The sequence below is a fragment of the Enterobacter sp. Li2LvB3 genome (assembly GCF_056156645.1).
Genome location: NZ_JBSICG010000004.1, coordinates 215,880 through 232,427 on the forward strand (window position 1 = coordinate 215,880; position 16,548 = coordinate 232,427).

Here is a 16,548-nt window from a genome sequence, read left to right on the forward strand (position 1 = left end):
TAACCGTTTAACCGAATACGACCATTATCAAGGAGCGAAAAATGGCAACGCACTTTGCAAGAGGGACTCTCACAGAAGGACGCCTCGTATCGGCCAGAATTTCTTCAGCATGTCACACTGAGGCACTCAAACTTCCCGAACATCGACGGACGCGCTTTTTAGCCTCAAGAGCCTTGCTCGCTGAACTGATGTTTATGCTGTACGGCACCAGCGAGCTGCCAGATATCATCACCCAGCCAGAAGGTCGCCCGGTCTTTGCTGACCCGGAACTTCCCCGCTTTTCTATCTCTTACACGGGCAACATTATTGGCGTTGCCCTCACAACCGAAGGCGACTGCGGGCTGGATATGGAACTCCAGCGAGCAACCAACAGCTTCCTGGGGGTGAATACGCTTGATGAGTATCCGCTCTCAAGCAACGAAAAACTGTGGATCCGTAACCAGAACGATCCCAGTGAAGCAAAGGCTCAGCTCATCACGCTGCGCCAGAGTATTCGTAAATTATCAGGCTGCGCCTCTGATGATGCCCGGCTGCTTCAGTTGTTACCCGGCTCAGGCCGGCTGCGAGCCTCAAAAGCGGCACTGGTTGAAGCGCTCAGTGATGCGGAAGATGTTCTGATTTGGTCAATTGCCGTTACACCGGCCATTGAACGCCTCAAAATTTGGGAATTTGACAGTGGACGCGGGTGGCATAGTCTTCCTGATGTCCCGGCGCGCGCTAATGAGCCTGCCGCACGTTTAATGAGATTAACCAGTTTACCGGCAGAAAAAGCTCTTACCCTTAACTGACCCATCCAGGGCCATCATGATGAAAAAGGAGTAATCATGTCTGATACGTTGAAAGTTGTTACGTTACTGGGAAGCCTGCGCAAAGGTTCATTTAACGGGATGGTTGCCCGTTCTCTTCCACAGCTGGCTCCGGCAGGAATGGACGTTTCAGCGCTGCCGTCTATTGGTGATATCCCACTGTACGATGCCGATGTTCAGCAGGAAGACGGTTTTCCACAGAGCGTCGAAGCGCTGGCAGAGCAGATTCGCCAGGCTGACGGCGTCGTTATCGTTACGCCAGAGTATAACTATTCTGTGCCAGGCGGCCTGAAGAACGCGATTGACTGGTTATCCCGTTTACCCCAGCAGCCGCTGTCAGGTAAGCCCGTGTTGATTCAGACCAGCTCTATGGGTGCCATTGGCGGCGCGCGCTGCCAGTATCATCTGCGCCAGATTCTGGTATTCCTGGATGCAATGGTGATGAACAAGCCGGAATTTATGGGCGGTGTGATTCAGAACAAGGTCGACGCGCAGACGGGTGAAGTGGTTGATCAAAGCACGCGGGATCATCTGGCAGGTCAGCTGACGGCGTTTGGTGATTATATTAAGCGGGTGAAAGCGTAGACTGGAGAGGCCTGATGCCCTCACCCCAGCCCTCTCCCACGGGAGAGGGTGCAAACACTAAAGCCCTTTTCTTCGAAATGGGCTTGCTGTTTATTTGGCGTCGATGAACACAATCTTCAGCACAAACAGCAGCGCCACAACGATGACGCATGGGCTGAGGTCGCGGAAACGACCGGTACCGAGCTTCATCACACAGTAAGAGATAAAGCCCAGCGCGATACCTTCGGTAATCGAGAAGCTGAACGGCATCATTACTGCAGTAATAAACGCGGGAACCGCTTCGGTTAAATCATCCCACTTCACGCGTGACAGGCTGGATGTCATCAGCACGCCCACATAAATCAGCGCACCTGCAGCCGCATACGGTGGCACCATCCCCGCCAGCGGAGAAAGGAAAATCACCAGCAGGAACAGAATACCGACAACTACGGCTGTCAGACCAGTACGGCCACCAACAGAAACCCCGGAAGAGGATTCAATGTAAGCGGTAACAGAAGAGGTGCCGATAAAGGAGCCCGCAACGGAAGAAATACTGTCAACGAACAGCGCCTGCTTCATGCGCGGGAATTTGCCCTTCTCATCTGCCAGGCCTGCTTTGTCGGTCACACCGATCAGCGTACCGGAGGAGTCGAACAGGTTTACCAGCATGAAGGAGAAAATCACGCCCGCCAGACCCAGGTTCAGGGAGCCCGCCAGATCAACGTGACCAATCACGGTGGAAACACTCGGTGGCGCAGAGACGATGCCGGTGTAGTGAACATCACCCAGCATCCAGCCCAGCAGCGTTGTCACCACGATGGAAACCAGCACCGCCGCATGAATGTTACGGGACGCCAGAATCGCGATGATAAAGAAGCCCAGCACGCCAAGCAGAACGTTGTGCGATGTCAGATGACCGATGCTGACCAGCGTATCCGGGTTGGCCACGATAACCCCGGCGTTTTTCAGGCCCATCATCCCGATAAACAGACCAATACCGCTGGTGATACCCACACGCAGGCTCACAGGAATATTGGCAATCATCCAGTAACGTACGCGGAAAATGGTCAGGAGCAGCAGGCCAATCGCGCCCCAGAAAATAGCACCCATCCCCACTTGCCACGGCAGGCCCATCGCCTGAACCACAACAAACGCGAAGAAGGCATTCAGCCCCATTGCCGGTGCCAGCGCAACTGGCAGGTTCGCGAATACACCCATCAGAATACTGCCGAGGGCCGCGATAAGACAGGTGGTTACGAAGACGGCACTGGTATCCATGCCAGCAACGCCCAGAATTTGTGGGTTAACAAAAACGATATAAACCATCGTCAGGAAGGTGGTGAAACCGGCGATCACTTCGGTGCGTGCCGTTGTGCCGTGCTCGCGCAGTTTAAACACGCGCTCAAGCAGACCCTGACCAGATGTCTGGGTAGTGTGTTGTTGACTCATCATCAATTTCCGAACAAGGAGGGAAAATTCGTCGCTATCCTATACCAAAATGCGACAATAAGGGCGGTTATAGGGTACTTTTTTTCATTGAATTTGCTTATACGGCAACGATTGCGTGTCGTAAAACTGCACCACGTAAACGTTAAACTTGTTAAAAGGGAAAGGCATGTCCGGAATTGAGGCGGTATTTTTCGACTGCGACGGTACGCTTGTCGACAGTGAGGTCATTTGTTCCCGTGCGTATGTCTCCATGTTTCAGGAATTTGGCATTACGCTCGATCTCGAAGAGGTGTTCAAACGCTTTAAGGGCGTGAAACTGTACGAGATCATCGACATCATTAATGAAGAGCATAGCGTGGCGCTGGCAAAAGCCGCTCTGGAGCCTGTTTACCGCGCCGAGGTCGCACGCCTGTTCGACTCGGAGCTGGAGGTCATTGCCGGAGCAAATGCGCTTCTGGATGCGATGACAGTGCCAATCTGCGTGGTATCCAATGGTCCGGTCAGCAAAATGCAGCACTCGCTGGGTAAGCTTGAGATGTTGCACCATTTCCCGGAAAAACTGTTTAGCGGCTACGATATCCAGCGCTGGAAGCCAGACCCGGCACTGATGTTCCACGCGGCGAAGGCGATGAACGTCAACGTAGAAAACTGCATTCTGGTGGATGACTCGTCTGCTGGCGCGCAGTCAGGGATCGATGCGGGAATGGAAGTGTTTTACTTCTGCGCTGACCCACATAACAAACCGATCGATCATCCAAAAGTGACGACCTTTACCGAACTGGCGCAACTGCCAGAGCTGTGGAAGGCGCGCGGGTGGGATATTACGCGTTAAGTGAATGTAGGGCGGGTAAGCGTTAGCGCTACCCGCCACAAACATCACTCTTTCGGATCTTTACCTGCCAGCAGCTTGTCCAGCTCGTCGCCGCCCACGTGACGGAAATCCTGCCCCTTCACGAAGTAGAAGATGTATTCGCAAATGTTCTGGCAGCGGTCGCCAATACGCTCGATAGAGCGCGCGCAGAACAGCGCGGTCAGTACGCTTGGGATCGTACGTGAATCTTCCATCATGTAGGTCATCAGCTGACGCACAATGCCTTCGTATTCCTGGTCGACTTTCTTGTCTTCACGGTAAATACGTACCGCTTCGTCCAGATCCATACGCGCGAAGGCATCCAGTACGTCATGCAGCATCTGCACGGTGTGGCGCCCCAGCGACTCCAGGCTCACCAGCAGCGGCTGGTGCTGCTGAGAGAACTTCTCCAGCGCAGTGCGGCAGATTTTATCCGCAACGTCACCAATACGTTCCAGCTCGGCGATGGTTTTGATGATAGCCATCACCAGACGCAGGTCGCTCGCCGTCGGCTGACGCTTGGCGATAATACGTACGCAGGCTTCGTCGATCGCCACTTCCATCATGTTGACGTTTTTGTCGCCTTCGATAACGCGCTTCGCCAGTTCGCTGTCCTGGTTGTGCATCGCCGTGATCGCATCAGAAAGCTGCTGCTCGACCATGCCACCCATGGTCATCACCTGAGTGCGGATGCTTTCCAGCTCTGCGTTGAACTGGCCGGAAATGTGTTTATTAAGATTGAGGTTGTCCATGGTTTCTCCACATGCACTAAGGCAAATCAACCGTAGCGGCCAGTAATATAATCTTCGGTTTGTTTCTTCGCGGGCCTGGTGAACAGCGCGTCCGTATCGCTGAACTCAATCAACTCGCCCAGGTACATAAACGCCGTGTGATCGGAACAACGCGCAGCCTGCTGCATGTTGTGGGTCACGATAACCACGGTGTAATCCTGTTTCAGCTCGGTGATCAGCTCTTCAATACGCCCGGTTGAGATCGGGTCCAGGGCTGAACACGGCTCATCCAGCAGCAACACTTCAGGGCGAATGGCGATACCACGCGCAATGCACAGACGCTGCTGCTGACCACCGGAGAGAGAGTAACCGCTCTGGTGCAACTTATCTTTGGTTTCGTTCCATAATGCGGCCTTGGTCAAAGCCCACTGCACGCGCTCGTCCATATCAGCACGGGAGAGCTTTTCAAACAGACGCACGCCAAAGGCGATGTTGTCGTAAATCGACATCGGGAACGGCGTAGGCTTCTGGAACACCATGCCCACTTTCGCACGCAGCAGGGCAATATCCTGGGCCTGGGTCAGAATGTTTTCGCCATCCAGAATGATCTCGCCTTCTGCGCGCTGTTCCGGATAGAGCGAATACATCTTGTTAAAGGTACGCAGCAGGGTGGATTTACCACAGCCAGATGGACCGATGAATGCCGTGACCTGGTTCTTCGCGATATCCAGGTTGATATTCTTCAGGGCATGGAATTTGCCGTAGTAGAAGTTCAAATCACGAACCTGAATCTTACCCGGGGCAGTATCAACCATACTCATTGACTCATTTCCTCATTCGACGCCGCGATGTGCCGCGCCGTAAAAAATTAACCGTGTTTCTTCTTCGCGAAAATGACGCGCGCCAGAATGTTCAGCAACAGAACGCAAAGGGTAATGATCAGCACCCCGGCCCAGGCCAGCTGCTGCCACTCCGCGAACGGGCTCATCGCAAATTTAAAGATGGTGACCGGCAGGTTAGCGATAGGCTGCATCATGTCCGTACTCCAGAACTGGTTGGAGAGCGAAGTAAACAGCAGCGGAGCCGTTTCACCCGCAATACGGGCAACGGCCAGCAGGACGCCAGTCATGATCCCGGAGATTGACGCTTTCAGCGTAATCGCGGAGATCATTTTCCATTTTGGTGTTCCCAGTGCATAGGCCGCTTCACGCAGGCTATCAGGCACCAGTTTCAGCATGTTTTCGGTGGTACGGATGACGATGGGCACCTGCAACAGCGCCAGCGCAATAACGCCAGCCCAGCCGGAGAAGTGTTCCATCTGCGCCACCACAATGGTGTAAACGAACAGGCCGACCACGATAGAAGGTGCAGAGAGCAGAATGTCGTTAATGAAGCGAATCACTTCTGCAAGCCAGGATTTACGACCATATTCTGCCAGGTAGATCCCCGCCATAATGCCAAGCGGTGTCCCAACGACCGTAGCCCACAGGATCAACAGGCCGCTGCCCGCCAGGGCGTTCGCCAGGCCGCCACCCGCGGTGTTCGGTGGTGGCGTCATTTCGGTAAACAGCGCCAGTGACATACCGTCAATACCGCGCACAACGGTAGAGAAGAGGATCCAGACCAGCCAGAACAGACCGAATGCCATCGTCGCCATAGAGAGCGTCAGCGCAATACGGTTTTTCACTCGGCGCTTGGCCTGCATTTTGCGGCGGGATTCCGCCAGCTCAGCGGTGCTTTGCATTTCGAGAGTCGCCATTAACGTGCCCCCTCGTTCTTAGCCAAACGCATAATCATCAGCTTGGAAATCGCCAGAACAATGAAGGTGATAACAAACAGAATCAGACCCAGTTCCATCAGAGCAGCAACGTGCAGCCCGGATTCCGCCTCAGCAAATTCGTTAGCCAGGGCTGATGTAATGCTGTTACCTGGCATGTAGAGCGATGCGCTGTCGAGCTGGTAGGTATTACCGATGATAAAGGTCACCGCCATGGTTTCACCCAGTGCACGACCTAATCCCAACATAACACCACCGATCACCCCATTTTTGGTGAACGGAAGAACAATGCGCCAGATGACTTCCCAGGTGGTGCAGCCGATGCCGTAAGCCGACTCTTTCATCATCACCGGGGTTTGTTCGAAGACATCGCGCATAACGGCCGCAATGTACGGAATAATCATGATGGCGAGGATCACACCCGCAGCCAGAATACCGATACCGAATGCCGGGCCAGAGAACAGCGCTCCCACAAACGGGATAGAGGACAGGACATTGCCCACCGGCTCCTGGAAGTATTTCGCAAACAGCGGAGCAAAGATAAACAGGCCCCACATGCCGTACACGATACTCGGGATAGCCGCCAGCAGTTCGATGGCGATACCAAGCGGACGCTTCAGCCAGTTAGGCGCCAGTTCCGTCAGGAACAGGGCAATACCAAAACTGACCGGAACAGCGATCAGCAGAGCAATGAACGAGGTCACCAGCGTGCCGTAAATCGGCACCAGCGCACCGTAGATGTCGTTCGGTGCATCCCACTCTTTCGTCCACAGGAAAGAGAATCCAAATTTCTGGATGCTCGGCCAGGATGAGAAAATCAGGGACACGATAATGCCGCCCAGCAGCAATAGCACAATCAGCGCAGCCAGTTTTACCAGCGCGCTGAAAATCATGTCACCTTTTTTACCCGGAGGGTTAAATGCAGGCTTGGTTGCAGCCATAAATCACTCTTCTGTTAAACGCGTTTACGAAATTGCCGGATGGCGCTTGCGCTTATCCGGCCTACAGTTGGAACCGTAGGGCGGGTTAGCGCAAGCGCCACCCGCCATTTTCGTCAGAATGCTAAATTAATACAATGCCTTACCGCTGCTGTCTTTTACGTTGGTCTTCCATGCAGCACGAATCTGCTCAACCACGCTATCCGGCAGGCTGGCGTAATCCAGGTCGTTAGCCTGTTTGTTGCCGTTTTTGTATGCCCAGTCGAAGAACTTCAGCACTTCAGTACCTTGCTCAGGTTTCTTCTGCTCTTTGTGAACCAGAATGAACGTGGTAGAGGTGATTGGCCATGCGCCTTCGCCTTTCTGGTTAGTCAGATCCTGTGCAAAGGATTTGCTCCAGTCAGCGCCTTTAGCAGCGTTAGCAAAGTTCTCTTCAGTCGGGCTTACTGGCTTGCCGTCAGCAGACAGCAGCTTGGTGTAAGCCAGGTTGTTCTGCTTAGCGTAAGCGTATTCTACATAACCGATAGAGCCTGGCAGACGCTGTACGAATGCCGCGATACCGTCGTTACCTTTACCGCCCAAACCGGTTGGCCAGTTAACGGTAGAGCCAGAACCGACTTTAGATTTCCACTCTTCGTTCACTTTCGCCAGGTAACTGGTGAAGACGAAAGAGGTACCAGAACCATCTGCGCGGCGAACCACAGCGATGTTCTGAGAAGGCAGTTTCAGGCCTGGGTTGAGTTTAGCAATGGCTTCGTCATCCCATTTTTTGATTTTGCCCAGGTAGATGTCACCCAGTGTTTTGCCGTCCAGCACCAGCTCACCAGACTTCACGCCCGGCAGGTTGATGGCCAGAACCACACCACCGATAACGGTAGGGAACTGGAACAGGCCTTCCTGAGCCAGTTTTTCATCAGTCAGTGGAGCATCTGATGCGCCGAAATCAACGGTGTTAGCGGTAATTTGTTTAACGCCACCGGAGGAGCCGATACCCTGGTAGTTAACCTTGTTACCCGTTTCTTTCTGGTAGGTATCTGCCCATTTGGCATACACCGGCGCAGGGAAGGTTGCACCGGCACCAGTCAGGCTTGCCTCTGCGAATACAGAGAAAGCGCTCAGAGATAAGGTCGCGGCGACAACAGTTGCGACAGTGGTACGCATAACTTTCATAATGTCTCCTGCAAGATTTTCGTAAATCGTTGTTTAGTGGCTACGATGAGCAAAATAGGACAAACAGGTGACAGATAAATGTACGAATTATGACAGTTTTATGACAACGAAAGTTTGACTTAAAAGTCAGTAAAAATTATCAAACGTATCAATTAGATAGCCACAAACATGACAGTATGTTTTCAGTGATATTTTCTTTATGTGACACTGAAAAAAGTAGCTGAAGATGACAGATTGTCATAAATAAAAATGGGAAAGAGTTGATTAAAAACAAACCAGGAAGGGTAAAAAAGCTCCACCCGAAGGTGGAGCCTGAGATGATTATTCAACCGTCACAGATTTCGCCAGGTTACGTGGCTGGTCAACGTCGGTGCCTTTGATAAGCGCAACGTGATAAGCCAGTAATTGCAGCGGAACGGTGTAGAAGATAGGTGCAATCACCTCTTCCACATGCGGCATCTCGATGATGTGCATGTTGTCGTTGCTGGTGAAACCGGCATCCTTATCAGCAAAGACGTACAGTACACCGCCACGGGCGCGCACTTCTTCAATGTTGGACTTCAGTTTTTCCAGCAGTTCGTTGTTTGGCGCAACGACGATAACCGGCATATCCGCATCAATCAGCGCCAGAGGGCCGTGTTTCAGCTCACCTGCCGCATAGGCTTCTGCGTGGATGTACGAGATTTCTTTCAGCTTCAGCGCGCCTTCCAGCGCAATCGGATACTGATCGCCACGCCCCAGGAACAGCGCGTGATGTTTGTCAGAGAAATCTTCCGCAAGCTGCTCAATACGTTTGTCCTGAGACAGCATCTGCTCAATACGGCTCGGCAAAGCCTGCAAACCATGAACAATGTTCTGCTCAACAGCGGCATCCAGCCCTTTCAGACGCGCCAGTTTTGCCACCAGCATTAGCAGCACTGTCAGCTGCGTAGTGAAGGCTTTCGTCGATGCGACACCAATTTCCGTGCCCGCGTTGGTCATCAGCGCAAGATCGGATTCGCGTACCAGAGAAGATCCCGGCACGTTACAAATCGCCAGAGAGCCAAGATAGCCCAGCTCTTTGGACAGACGCAGCGCCGCCAGGGTATCGGCTGTTTCGCCAGACTGGGAAAGGGTGATCATCAGGCTGTTACGGCGCACTGCGGATTTGCGGTAGCGGAATTCAGACGCGATTTCCACATCGCATGGCACATCCGCCAGCGATTCAAACCAGTAGCGAGAGACCATACCGGAGTTGTAGGAGGTGCCGCAGGCCACGATCTGAATATGCTCAACCTTCGACAGCAGCTCGTTCGCCTTGTCGCCCAATTCGCTCAAATCCACCACGCCGTGGCTAATACGCCCGGTCAGGGTGTTTTTGATGGCGTTCGGCTGCTCGTAAATCTCTTTCTGCATGTAGTGACGGTAAGCGCCTTTATCGCCTGCGTCGTATTGCAGGTTGGATTCAATTTCCTGGCGATTGATCTGCGTACCGGCTTTATCAAAGATAGACACGGAACGGCGCGTCACTTCAGCGATATCGCCCTCTTCCAGGAAGATAAAGCGACGGGTCACTGGCAGCAGTGCCAGCTGATCGGATGCGATGAAGTTTTCACCCATGCCAAGGCCGATAACCATTGGGCTACCGGAGCGTGCAGCAAGCAGTGTGCTCGGGTCACGGGAATCCATGATAACCGTCCCGTATGCACCGCGCAGCTGAGGAATAGCACGCAGCACCGCATCACGCAGCGTGCCGCCCTGTTCCAGTTCCCAGTGAACCAGGTGAGCAATAACTTCGGTGTCGGTTTCAGACACGAAGGTATAACCGCGTGTTTTCAGCATTTCACGGAGTGGTTCGTGGTTTTCGATAATGCCGTTATGCACCACCACAATGTGTTCAGACACATGCGGGTGTGCGTTACCTTCGGAGGGTTCGCCATGCGTCGCCCAGCGAGTATGCGCAATACCGGTACCGCCGTGCAGTGGGTGTTCTTCCGCCGCTTGCGCCAGGATCTGCACTTTACCCAGACGACGCAAACGGGTCATTTGACCTTCCGCATCCACCACAGCCAGACCAGCAGAGTCATAGCCACGGTATTCCAGACGACGTAAACCTTCGAGAAGGATTTCAGCAATATCACGCTGCGCAACTGCTCCAACAATTCCACACATAGTTAGATTTCCTGATTATGGCGCTATGCCATGCGTTGTCGCTGACCTGTTGTTGCCCTTTTCGGGCGCCCCGAGCCTTGTAGAGAGTGGGGTTATATTTATGGGTACTGCTTATGGGAGGGGGATTATATTATCCCCTCGTCCCGAAAATCTGTTACTTCTTCACCGGGCGTTTCCAGCCCTGCTTGTGAACCTGCGGCACACGGCTTAACACCAGCTCGTTATCGGCCACATCACGCGTGACAGTCGTTCCTGCGGCAATAGTTACGCCATTACCAACGGTAACAGGCGCCACCAGCTGCGTATCAGAGCCGACAAACACATCATCACCAATGATGGTTTTAAACTTATTAGCACCGTCGTAGTTACAGGTGATCGTTCCTGCACCAATATTCACGTTATCGCCAATCTCCGCATCGCCCAGATAGGTCAAATGACCGGCTTTAGAGCCTTTACCCAGCCGCGCTTTTTTCATTTCGACGAAGTTACCCACGTGCGCGCCTTCCAGCAGCTCAGCGCCAGGGCGCAGGCGCGTAAACGGACCAATGGTGCACGCCGCTTCCAGATGGGCATCTTCTACCACACTGTATGGGCTGATTTCGCAGTTATCACCAATGACGCTGTTTTTAATCACGCAACCCGTGCCAATTTTGACGCCATGGCCAAGGGTCACGTTGCCTTCAAGGATAACGTTAGTATCAATCTCAACATCGCGCCCGTGAGCCAGGGTGCCGCGCAGATCAAAACGCGCTGGATCGCTCAGCATAACGCCTGCCAGCAGCAGTTTTTCCGCCTGTTCTGACTGGTAAATACGCTCCAGGCGGGAAAGTTGCAGGCGGTTGTTTACACCATCGGTTTCGCTGATACGAGCCGGGTGTACAGCGGCAATCTCACGGCCTTCATGGTACGCCAGGGCAATAATATCCGTGATGTAATACTCACCCTGCGCGTTGTTGTTGGTCAGTTTCGACAGCCAGCGTTTCATATCTGCGCCGTTGGCAATCAGGATGCCGGTGTTGATTTCCTGGATCTGACGCTGGGCGTCGCTGGCATCTTTATGCTCAACAATACCCGTTACGTTGCCATTTTCACGGGTAATTCGGCCATAGCCGCTCGGATCGTCCAGTACGACGGTTAACAAACCAATACCGCCCTGCGGTTTCGCTTCACGCAGGCGAGTCAGGGTGTCGACGGTAATCAGCGGAACATCGCCGTAAAGCATCAGAATGTCTTCGTCATCCGCGAAGAACGGGGCAGCCTGCTGCATCGCATGACCAGTGCCCAGTTGTTCAGCCTGAAGTACCCAGTTGAGTTTGTCATCACGCAGCGTTTGCTTTAGCAGATCGCCGCCGTGGCCGTAAACCAGGTGTACCTTGCGGGCACCGAGATCATTAGCGGCATCAATGACATGCTGCACCATAGGCTTTCCTGCCAGGGTGTGCAGCACCTTCGGAAGATCGGAATACATGCGGGTGCCTTTACCTGCGGCAAGGATGACCACGCTCATCGTATTGTTCAACATACGCGTCCTGACTGTAATTTGAGTGAGAAGTAAAACCCTTTGACGTTGAAAATTCTACATATTTTGCGCCATAAAATGGAATGCTGTTAAAACGCTCAACCCAGGGCTTTACGGGCTATTTGAGGATACTTTTTAGGGCAGAGTAAATCACTTTTTCTCTTGAAAATAGCATTCTCGCGGTAAGTCGCAAGCTCTCACAACAGCTTAGCTATTCTTTCGCCTCATGAATAAAGATAAGTCAAAATCAAAACATGGTTTTAATAATCGAATAATGTGACAGAGAAAAAAGAAACGCCGTTTCATCTTTATGATAATGACGCTCAATTATTACTCAGGAGAATAAGATGAACTATAAAATACCTCTGGCTCTAATGATGTGTAGCACCTTCACCGCTTCGGCCGCAGAGGCTGAGCATGTCTGGAAAGCGATAGCTTTCGGGCAGTCAACGGACATGAATTTTGCCTCAAACGTACTGCCAGACAAAATCGGCGTAAACGATGTCACCCTCGGCGGGAAAAAACTCACCCCACAGGATGCCGTTGATTTGTCGAAACCTGTCACGATTGAAAGCCGGGGCGGGAAAATAGCGAACTCCCACGACGGGCTGACCTTTTTCTATACCACGCTTCCTTCAGGGGAAAACTTTGTCTTACAGGCCACCGTCAAAGTGGATCAGTTTGGCCCGGAAAACGGAGCCAAACCGGCCGCGCAGGAAGGTGCCGGGCTGCTGGTGCGCGACATCATAGGCGTAGCGCGCCAACAGCCGCTGAAAGCGGGCTATGAAGAGTTTCCTGCAGCATCTAACCTGGTGATGAATGCCATCATGACGCAGGACAAAAAAGATCATCACCGGGTAAAACTGCAAACCATTACGCGTGAAGGGATCTCGCATCCGTGGGGAGATGCAGGAGCCGAAATTAAGAAGCAGAGTTATAAAGAGGAGGTGGATTTACAGCAAACGCCAGAATTCCGCCTCAGGCTTGAACGCACCAACAGCGGGTTTATTACCTCCTGGGCGCCCGCAGGTAGCGATGAATGGGTGAGCCAGAGCGTGCCTCGCGCAGACCTGATCTCGGTACAGGAAAACGCTCATTATTACGTCGGGTTCTTCGCCTCCCGCAACGCAAAAATCACCGTCACGGGTGCATCGCTTACCACATCGCCGGCACATACCCTTGAATCTGCCCCCTGGCAGGCCAAAGCTCAGCCTGTTGTGGTGCAACTTGCCTCCGGCAGCCAGAGCACCTCTGCGCAGTATCGGGTACAGGCACGCGCTAACTACGATGGCGTTTTCAGCGTCTGGCAAAATGAAGTGGTGATCGGTAACGATAAACCGGTGAAAGCGGGGGATATGTACACGCAGCCCGCCACACTGGGGGAAAAGAATGATTTTCGTCTTACCTTCACCCCCACCAGCACAGAGAACGCATCCCCGGTAGCAACCCAATTCAGCGTGGAAAAACTCGCAGACAACGCGACAACAACGCTCTATGCCTCGCCGGAGGGGAAAGCTGGTGCAGAAGGCAGTAAAAGCGCGCCGATGGATTTAAATACCGCCATTAATCTGCTCCCTGAGGGTGGGAAAATCGTTTTGCAGGCAGGCGAGTATCCGCGCAGCGCAATCCCCCTTTCAGCCAGCGGCAACCCGGATAAGGTGAAAACGTTACAGGCGGACGGCAAAGCGGTGATAAAGGGTTTGCTGGTGGACGCGAGCTATTGGCATATCAACGGCATTGAGATAACGGATAAAAGCCTTCGGGTACAGGGTAGCCATAACCTCATCGAAAACGTCACGGCTTACCGCAATGACGATACCGGGATCCAAATTTCCTCCCCGGAAAATATTGGTCGCCCCCTGTGGGCCAGCTACAACCGGATAATTGATTCAGAATCGTACGCCAATGAGGATCCGGGGAAAATTAACGCTGATGGATTTGCCGTCAAAATGCGCGTAGGTGAGGGGAATCGCCTGGAAAACTGCTATTCCCATGACAACGTCGATGACGGCTTTGACCTGTTTAACAAGATTGAGGACGGTGCTAACGGTGTTGTGGTGATCGAGAATTCAATTGCCCGCAATAACACCAGCAACGGTTTCAAACTTGGCGGCGAAGGGCAGCCGGTTGCACATGAGGTTCACAACAGTAAGGCCATTGGCAATCATCTGGATGGTTTTACTGACAACTTCAATCCGGGTGCGCTGGTGGTGGCCAATAACGTCGCGGTGGACAATCTGCGCTTTAACTTCATCTTCCGGCCCAGCCCATACGGTGATACATCAACCCAGGGAGTGTTTAGCGGGAATAAATCGGTGCGGACGCAACAAGGTTTATATGACGATGCGGTGGTGGGAAATATTGATAAGTCGAACTATTTTATCGTGAAAGGGAAGAGCGTGAACGGCAGTGGAGAAATTCTGCCAGATGGCGCTTCGCTTATCACACAACGGTAAGCGTGGCGCCACTCGGCATTCAGCGTATTAGTGGTTGAACGTACCGAAAGAGACGTTCATGTTGCTGAAAAGAGCGATGATTTTGTTGACCAGTTTCATGATGGCATCCTGAATTATTGAGGTTTATTTTGTGACACACTTCACAAAAAAGGAGTCTACGCCTCATTTTTTAGCCGATCAAGATTTTTGTGATGTAAATCACAAAATAATAAAACAGCTTTTCAGTTTCACTTTTACTGAAACGAAACCATAAAAAAAGCCAGTCTGAAACCAGACTGGCTTTTGTGCTTTTCAAGCCGGTGTTACATCGCTTTTTTGGTCAACTCGATAACGCGCAGTTTCGCGATCGCTTTGGCCAGTTCCGCAGACGCCTGAGCGTAATCCACGTCACCATGAGAGCTGCTAATGTGCTCTTCAGCCTTACGCTTCGATTCCAGGGCTCGCGCTTCGTCGAGATCCTGGCCACGGATAGCGGTATCGGCCAGAACGGTCACACTGCCAGGCTGCACTTCAATAATGCCGCCGGACAGATAGATAAACTCTTCATGACCGAACTGTTTAACGATGCGGATCATACCAGGCTTAATGGCGGTGAGCAGCGGTGCGTGACCTGGGAAGATACCCAGTTCGCCTTCACTACCCGTTACCTGGATTTTCTCGACCAGACCAGAGAACATTTGTTCCTCTGCGCTGACGACGTCCAGGTGGTAAGTCATTGCCATATCACCCTCCGATTAAGGCGTTAAAGTTTTTTGGCTTTTTCCACGGCTTCGTCGATGGAACCAACCATGTAGAACGCCTGCTCTGGCAGGTGATCGTATTCGCCTTCCATGATGCCTTTAAAGCCACGGATGGTGTCTTTCAGGGAAACGTATTTACCCGGAGAACCGGTGAATACTTCCGCAACGAAGAACGGCTGGGACAGGAAGCGCTGGATCTTACGAGCGCGTGCTACCACCAGTTTGTCTTCTTCAGACAGTTCATCCATACCCAGGATGGCGATGATGTCTTTCAGTTCCTGGTAACGTTGCAGCAGGGACTGTACGCCACGCGCAGTGTCGTAGTGTTCCTGACCAACAACCAGTGGATCCAGCTGACGGCTGGTGGAGTCCAGCGGGTCAACGGCTGGGTAGATACCCAGAGACGCGATCTGACGGCTCAGTACCACGGTTGCATCAAGGTGCGCAAAGGTGGTTGCTGGAGATGGGTCAGTCAAGTCATCCGCAGGTACGTATACCGCCTGAACGGAGGTGATAGAACCGGTTTTGGTAGAGGTGATACGTTCCTGAAGAACACCCATCTCTTCTGCCAGAGTTGGCTGATAACCTACCGCTGAAGGCATACGACCCAGCAGTGCTGATACTTCAGTACCGGCCAGGGTATAACGGTAGATGTTATCAACGAACAGCAGAACGTCACGGCCTTCGTCACGGAATTTCTCAGCCATAGTCAGGCCAGTCAGCGCAACGCGCAGACGGTTTCCTGGTGGCTCGTTCATCTGACCGTAAACCAGGGATACTTTGTCCAGAACGTTGGAGTCAGTCATTTCGTGGTAGAAGTCGTTACCCTCACGAGTACGCTCACCAACACCTGCAAACACGGAGTAACCGGAGTGTTCGATCGCGATGTTACGGATCAGCTCCATCATGTTTACGGTTTTACCAACACCCGCACCACCGAACAGACCAACTTTACCGCCCTTCGCAAACGGACACATCAGGTCGATAACTTTGATACCGGTTTCCAGCAGTTCCTGAGAGCTGGACAGCTCTTCGTAGGAAGGTGCTGCACGGTGGATAGCCCAACGCTCTTCTTCACCGATGTCGCCTTTCATGTCGATTGGGTGACCCAATACGTTCATGATACGACCCAGTGTTGCTTTACCTACAGGAACTTCGATCGGGTGCTCAAGGTCTTTAACTTCCAGACCACGACGCAGACCGTCGGAAGAACCCATGGCGATGGTACGCACGATACCGCCGCCGAGCTGCTGCTGAACTTCCAGCACCAGGCTCTCGTTACCATTCTGTACCTCAAGCGCATCGTACACGCGCGGTACGGCGTCCTGAGGGAACTCGACGTCCACCACGGCGCCGATTACCTGGACAATCTTTCCAGTAGCCATCTTGAATCCTCT

At 52.7% G+C, this 16,548-nt stretch carries 14 protein-coding genes; 4 read left to right on the forward strand and 10 right to left on the reverse strand.

What is annotated here, in order from left to right; genetic code table 11:
- The first annotated feature begins 41 nt into the window (after positions 1–41).
- Both ACS603_RS05355 and ACS603_RS05360 read left to right on the forward strand, forming a co-directional pair.
- Complete coding sequence (locus tag ACS603_RS05355) at positions 42–788, forward strand: 4'-phosphopantetheinyl transferase family protein (RefSeq protein ID WP_182063076.1); 747 nt, start codon at positions 42–44, stop codon at positions 786–788.
- 36 nt (positions 789–824) lie between these two features.
- Entirely contained in the window at positions 825–1,391 is a 567-nt protein-coding gene (locus ACS603_RS05360) for an NADPH-dependent FMN reductase (RefSeq protein WP_182063075.1), read from the forward strand.
- A gap of 90 nt (positions 1,392–1,481) precedes the next feature.
- On the opposite strand, the gene adeP is transcribed toward ACS603_RS05360, so the two are convergent.
- Complete coding sequence (adeP, locus tag ACS603_RS05365; protein WP_182063074.1) at positions 1,482–2,819, reverse strand: adenine permease AdeP; 1,338 nt, start codon at positions 2,817–2,819, stop codon at positions 1,482–1,484.
- Positions 2,820–2,985: 166 nt separating this feature from the next.
- On the opposite strand from adeP, the gene yieH reads away from it, so the two are divergent.
- Positions 2,986–3,651 (forward strand): 6-phosphogluconate phosphatase, encoded by a 666-nt coding sequence (gene yieH / locus ACS603_RS05370; protein ID WP_182063073.1) that lies wholly within the window; start codon positions 2,986–2,988, stop codon positions 3,649–3,651.
- A gap of 44 nt (positions 3,652–3,695) precedes the next feature.
- Here yieH and phoU read toward each other — a convergent pair whose 3' ends face one another.
- From phoU to glmU, 7 genes are all read right to left on the reverse strand, one after another.
- Positions 3,696–4,421 carry a phosphate signaling complex protein PhoU gene (gene phoU, locus ACS603_RS05375; protein ID WP_008500182.1) on the reverse strand — a complete coding sequence of 242 codons (726 nt, stop codon included), beginning with the start codon at positions 4,419–4,421 and terminating at the stop codon, positions 3,696–3,698.
- A 26-nt stretch (positions 4,422–4,447) separates the two neighbouring features.
- On the reverse strand, positions 4,448–5,221 hold the full coding sequence (gene pstB, locus ACS603_RS05380; protein ID WP_010426574.1) for a phosphate ABC transporter ATP-binding protein PstB: 774 nt from the start codon (positions 5,219–5,221) through the stop codon (positions 4,448–4,450).
- Positions 5,222–5,268: 47 nt separating this feature from the next.
- Positions 5,269–6,159 carry a phosphate ABC transporter permease PstA gene (gene pstA, locus ACS603_RS05385; RefSeq protein WP_182063072.1) on the reverse strand — a complete coding sequence of 297 codons (891 nt, stop codon included), beginning with the start codon at positions 6,157–6,159 and terminating at the stop codon, positions 5,269–5,271.
- On the reverse strand, positions 6,159–7,118 hold the full coding sequence (pstC, locus tag ACS603_RS05390) for a phosphate ABC transporter permease PstC (RefSeq protein ID WP_182063071.1): 960 nt from the start codon (positions 7,116–7,118) through the stop codon (positions 6,159–6,161). Before pstC ends, pstA begins: the two co-directional genes overlap by 1 nt.
- 126 nt (positions 7,119–7,244) lie before the next feature.
- Positions 7,245–8,285 (reverse strand): phosphate ABC transporter substrate-binding protein PstS, encoded by a 1,041-nt coding sequence (pstS, locus tag ACS603_RS05395; RefSeq protein WP_014072442.1) that lies wholly within the window; start codon positions 8,283–8,285, stop codon positions 7,245–7,247.
- Positions 8,286–8,606: 321 nt separating this feature from the next.
- The gene (gene glmS / locus ACS603_RS05400; RefSeq protein ID WP_182063070.1) at positions 8,607–10,436 is read right to left on the reverse strand and encodes a glutamine--fructose-6-phosphate transaminase (isomerizing); all 1,830 of its coding nucleotides are present in this window, start codon (positions 10,434–10,436) and stop codon (positions 8,607–8,609) included.
- Positions 10,437–10,590: 154 nt separating this feature from the next.
- The gene (gene glmU, locus ACS603_RS05405; RefSeq protein WP_182063069.1) at positions 10,591–11,958 is read right to left on the reverse strand and encodes a bifunctional UDP-N-acetylglucosamine diphosphorylase/glucosamine-1-phosphate N-acetyltransferase GlmU; all 1,368 of its coding nucleotides are present in this window, start codon (positions 11,956–11,958) and stop codon (positions 10,591–10,593) included.
- Between the two features lie 344 nt (positions 11,959–12,302).
- Between glmU and ACS603_RS05410 the strand changes: the two genes are divergently transcribed.
- Positions 12,303–14,411: a right-handed parallel beta-helix repeat-containing protein gene (locus ACS603_RS05410; RefSeq protein WP_474943892.1), complete on the forward strand. Its 2,109-nt coding sequence runs from the start codon at positions 12,303–12,305 to the stop codon at positions 14,409–14,411.
- A gap of 302 nt (positions 14,412–14,713) precedes the next feature.
- On the opposite strand, the gene ACS603_RS05415 is transcribed toward ACS603_RS05410, so the two are convergent.
- Positions 14,714–15,133 carry a F0F1 ATP synthase subunit epsilon gene (locus ACS603_RS05415; protein ID WP_182063066.1) on the reverse strand — a complete coding sequence of 140 codons (420 nt, stop codon included), beginning with the start codon at positions 15,131–15,133 and terminating at the stop codon, positions 14,714–14,716.
- A 20-nt stretch (positions 15,134–15,153) separates the two neighbouring features.
- Positions 15,154–16,536, reverse strand: coding sequence for a F0F1 ATP synthase subunit beta (gene atpD, locus ACS603_RS05420; RefSeq protein WP_014072438.1), 1,383 nt, complete (start codon positions 16,534–16,536; stop codon positions 15,154–15,156).
- Between the last annotated feature and the right edge of the window lie 12 nt (positions 16,537–16,548).